Genomic DNA, 4,391 nt, shown 5'->3' with positions numbered 1-4,391 from the left:
GTGCTGCGCGCGAAGACCGTCTCGAAGCCCTCGCGCGGCGGCAGGCCGGTGTGCTGCGTGAGCAGCTGGCCGGCGCGCGGCTTGTTCGGCGCGACCTTCTGCCCCGCGTTCGTCGAGTTCTTCCGGCGCGCCGACTCGTAGCCGCCGTCCGTGCCCGTGGGCTGGAAGGTCGGGATCAGGTGATGCTTGCCGTTGCCGATCAGGTCGGCGCGGCCCATGTCCTTGAGCGCCTCGCGCAGCAGCGGCCAGTTGTTCGGGTCGTGGTAGCGCAGGAAGGCCTTGTGCAGGCGTCGCCGGCGCTCGCCCTTGACGATGTCGACCGGCTCGCTGTCCCGCGTCACCTTCTTCAGCGGGTTCTTGCCCGAGTGGTACATCGCCGTGGCCGTGGCCATCGGGCTCGGGTAGAAGGTCTGCACCTGGTCGGCGCGGAAGCCGTTGCGCTTGAGCCAGAGCGCCAGGTTCATCATGTCCTCGTCGGCCGTGCCCGGATGCGCGGCGATGAAGTAGGGAATCAAGAACTGCTTCTTGCCGGCGGCGGCGCTGGCCTGCTCGAACAGCTGCTTGAAGCGGTCGTAGGTGCCGATGCCCGGCTTCATCATCTTGGACAGCGGGCCGCCCTCGGTGTGCTCGGGCGCGATCTTCAGGTAGCCGCCGACGTGGTGCGTCACCAGCTCCTGGATGTACTCGGGCGATTCGATCGCCAGGTCATAGCGCAGGCCCGAGCCGATCAGGATCTTCTTCACCCCGCGCAGCGCCCGCGCGCGGCGGTACAGCTTGATCAGCGGGCCGTGGTCGGTGTGCAGGTTGGGGCAGATGCCCGGATAGACGCAACTGGGCTTGCGGCAGGCGGCCTCGATCTCGGGGCTCTTGCAGCCGATGTGCCACATGTTGGCCGTCGGGCCGCCCAGGTCCGAGATGATCCCGGTGAAGCCCTTGACCTTGTCGCGGATGTCCTCGATCTCGCGAATGATCGAGTCCTCGCTGCGGCTCTGGATCACGCGGCCCTCGTGCTCGGTGATCGAGCAGAAGGTGCAGCCGCCGAAGCAGCCGCGCATGATGTTCACGCTGAAGCGGATCATTTCCCACGCCGGGATCTTGGTGCCGTGGTCGTGGCTGCCGTTCTCGTCGGCATAGACCGGGTGCGGGCTGCGCGCATAGGGCAGGTCGAAGACGTGGTCCATCTCGACCGTCGTCAGCGGGATCGGCGGTGGGTTCAGCCAGACGTCGCGGTCGACGCCGCCCGACGAATGCCGCTGCACCAGCGCGCGGGCGTTGCCCGGGTTGGTCTCCAGGTGCAGCACGCGGTTGGCGTGGGCGTAGAGGACCGGATCGCTCTTGACCTGCTCGTAGGCGGGCAGGCGGATCACGGTTCGGTCGCGCGGCGTCACGAGCGCTCGGCCGTCGCTGCCGTTCTTCGCCAGCGTCTGGCGGACGATCTTGATCGGCTTGATCTCCGGCATGCCGGCCGCCGCCGGAGCTGCCGCACCCGCGGTGGCACCATCCGCGCCCGCGGCCTGCGCCTGCTGCTTCGAGCAATCCGTGCCCTGGTCGGCGGCCGCTTCCTCGGTCGTCATGTAGGGGCTGAGCAGCGCATCGATCTTGCCGGGCGCGTCGACCTCGGTGGAGTCGATCTCGAACCAGCCGTCCAGCGACGCGTCGTCGGGCTTGCGCATGAAGGCGGTGCCGCGCACGTCGGTGATCGATTCGATGGGTTTCTTCTGCGCCAGGCGGTGGGCGATCTCGATGATCGCGCGCTCGGCGTTGCCGTAGACGAGCAGGTCGGCCTTCGAATCCACCAGGATCGAGCGCCGGACCTTGTCCTGCCAGTAGTCGTAATGCGCGATGCGCCGCAGCGAGGCCTCGATGCCGCCGATGATCACGGGGACGTCCTTGAACGCCTCCTTGCAGCGCTGCGTGTAGACCAGCGTCGCGCGGTCCGGCCGCTTGCCCGCGGCGCCGCCCGGCGTGTAGGCGTCGTCCGAGCGGATCTTCCGGTCGGCCGTGTAGTGGTTGATCATCGAATCCATGTTGCCGGCCGCCACGCCGAAGAACAGGTTCGGTTTGCCCAGGGCCCGGAACGGATCCGCCGAATTCCAGTCCGGCTGCGCGATGATCCCGACCCGGAATCCCTGCGCCTCCAGCGTGCGCCCGATCACCGCCATGCCGAAGCTGGGGTGGTCCACGTAGGCGTCGCCGCTGACGATGATGATGTCGCAGCTGTCCCAGCCCAGCTGGGTCATTTCCTCGCGGGACATCGGCAGAAAGGGCGCGGGGCCGAAGCGCTTGGCCCAGAACGGGCGGTAAGCGGTCAGCGCCTTCTGGCCGGTCTTCTTCAGATCGGACAGCGGACGGGTGGGCGGGGGAGCGATGGACACGGCGGCGGCTCGGGCGTGGGCAACCGGCTATTGTCGCCGCACCCTGGGATTTCCCTCAGGGGACCCTGCCCAAATGCAGGGCTTTCCACCGGATTAACGGTTAATCGCGACGATGGACGGCCGCGTCCGCCGACGTTCAGTGGTCGTCGCCGTCGTCGCTGCGGTCGTCTTCCGCCCGATTGGCCGAGCACACCGGCTGGCGCCCCAGCGCGCCGCGCTCGGCGGCGGTCAGCGGGGCGAAGCGGTTCGGCACCGCCACCGTCAAGGAGGAGAGGTAATGCTCCAGCCGCGCCTGCCCGACCTCGATCAGGTCGAAGGCCTCCGGATCCAGCATCCAGTGGTGCAGCAGCCCGCCCACCAGCGCCATCAGACCGATCGCCGCCTGCTGCGAGTCCACCTCCGCCGGCAGCTGGCCCAGCGCCTTGGCGCGCTCGAAGGCCTCGCGGTTGTGGCCGGTCCATTCGCGGTGCGCGGCGACCTTGCGCTCGCGCACGGTGGCCATTTCGCCGACGAACTCGACCCGCGTGTTGGCGATCTCGAAGGCGCGGCGTGTGCGAGCGTTGAACGCGGCGCAGTGCATGACGTTCATCAGGCGCAGCCGCAAGTCGTCCAATGGCCGTCCGGACCGGGCGAGACCGAGGCCTCGAAGTCCTCCTCCAGCGGCATGGTGGCGCGTTCCATCATCGCGTTGAAGAGCTGGACCTTGTCCTCGAAGTGCCAGTAGACGGCGCCACGCGTCACGCCGGCGGCCTGCGCGATGTCCTGCAGCGAGGTGCGCGAGACGCCGCGTTCATGGAACAGCTGCTCCGCGGCGTCCAGCAGGCGGGCGCGGGTTTCCTGGGCTTCTTGTTTGGTTCGGCGGGCCATGGGGCGCGATTGTAGAAGCACGTTCCAGAAACATACATGCATGAATGTATGTATATACTGCGCGACTTTGGGTCGAACCGTGACGGCGCCAGGCGTCGTGGCGGGGAGGGCCCGGGCTTGCCGGAAGCGGCCGCCGATCTCCCGCCTGGCGACATCGCGCCGGGCCGCTCATCCGAAGAACTGATCTGTACTGCGAGAGGAATCCCATCGTGATGTCTACCCCTCTGACAAAAGCAACGCCGGGGTCGGAGCGCCCGAGCCTGAAGGCCGGCGCGCGCATGCTCTACCTGCTGCCGCTGGTGATCTCGATCGCGGCGGTGCTGACCGCCTGCGGCAAGGACGAGGCGGCGGCCGGCAAGGGCGGCCCGGGCGGCGGTGGGATGCCGCCGGCCAATGTCGGCGTGGTCACGGTGGGCCAGCAGGCGGTCGCGCTGCAGACCGAGCTGCCGGGCCGGGTCGAGGCGCTGCGCACCGCGCAGGTCCGGGCGCGCGTCAACGGCGTGGTGCTCAAGCGGCTCTTCACCGAAGGCTCGGAGGTCAAGGCCGGCCAGGCGCTGTTCCTGATCGACCCGGCGCCGTACCAGGCGCAGTTCGACAGCGCCAATGCCAACCTGGCCAAGGCGCAGGCCAACGAGGCGCAGGCCGCCGCGCAGGCCGCGCGCAACAAGCCGCTGGCCGACGCGAAGGCAATCAGCCAGCAGGAATACATCACCTCGGTGGCGACCGCCAAGGCCGCCGCGGCCGACGTGGCCGCCGCCAAGGCCGCCGTCGTGCAGGCCAAGCTGAGCCTGGACTACGCCCACGTGTACGCGCCGATCTCGGGCCGCATCGGCCGCGCGCTGGTGACCGAGGGCGCGCTGGTCGGCGCGTCCGACGCGACGCAGCTCGCGCTGATCCAGCAGGTCAGCAGCGTCTACGTCAACTTCACGCAGTCGGCCAACGAGGTGCAGGCGATGCGCCGCGCGCTGGCCGCGGGCCAGCTGCGCAGCGCGGGCGCGAATGCGGCGCAGGTCGAGGTCGTCGGCGACGACGGCACTGTCTACCCGCGCACCGGCAAGCTGCTGTTCACCGACCTGAGCGTCGATCCGACCTCCGGCCAGGTGACGCTGCGCGCCGAGGTGCCCAACCCCGACGGCCTGCTGCTGCCCG

The 4,391-nt window shown here is 69.2% G+C and carries 4 protein-coding genes; 1 reads left to right on the top strand and 3 read right to left on the bottom strand.

Going from position 1 to position 4,391, the window contains the following annotated elements; all coding sequences use genetic code 11:
• The 3 genes from FUT87_RS19910 to FUT87_RS30940 form a co-directional block, all read right to left on the bottom strand.
• Nucleotides 1–2,375: YgiQ family radical SAM protein (locus FUT87_RS19910; RefSeq protein WP_404935423.1), on the bottom strand; the 2,375-nt coding region annotated here is incomplete at its 3' end.
• 136 nt (nt 2,376–2,511) lie between these two features.
• Entirely contained in the window at nt 2,512–2,964 is a 453-nt protein-coding gene (locus FUT87_RS30945; protein ID WP_147242147.1) for a TetR family transcriptional regulator C-terminal domain-containing protein, read from the bottom strand.
• Nucleotides 2,964–3,242: a TetR family transcriptional regulator gene (locus FUT87_RS30940; RefSeq protein ID WP_147242146.1), complete on the bottom strand. Its 279-nt coding sequence runs from the start codon at nt 3,240–3,242 to the stop codon at nt 2,964–2,966. The genes FUT87_RS30945 and FUT87_RS30940 overlap by 1 nt, the downstream gene beginning before the upstream one ends.
• Nucleotides 3,243–3,520: 278 nt before the next feature.
• Here FUT87_RS30940 and FUT87_RS19895 point away from each other — a divergent pair.
• Nucleotides 3,521–4,391 (top strand): efflux RND transporter periplasmic adaptor subunit (locus FUT87_RS19895; RefSeq protein ID WP_255511933.1); only part of this gene is annotated, 871 nt, incomplete at its 3' end.

The organism is Mitsuaria sp. TWR114, from assembly GCF_007997345.1.
The sequence above is the reverse complement of the archived record's forward strand: the minus strand, read 5'-3'. Positions and strand labels throughout refer to the sequence as shown.

What these genes read in the sequence shown, in the direction of transcription:
- FUT87_RS30940 (WP_147242146.1), bottom strand. Translation starts at nt 3,242, where the DNA reads ATGGCCCGCCGAACCAAACAAGAAGCCCAGGAAACCCGCGCCCGCCTG.
- FUT87_RS30945 (WP_147242147.1), bottom strand. Translation starts at nt 2,964, where the DNA reads ATGAACGTCATGCACTGCGCCGCGTTCAACGCTCGCACACGCCGCGCC.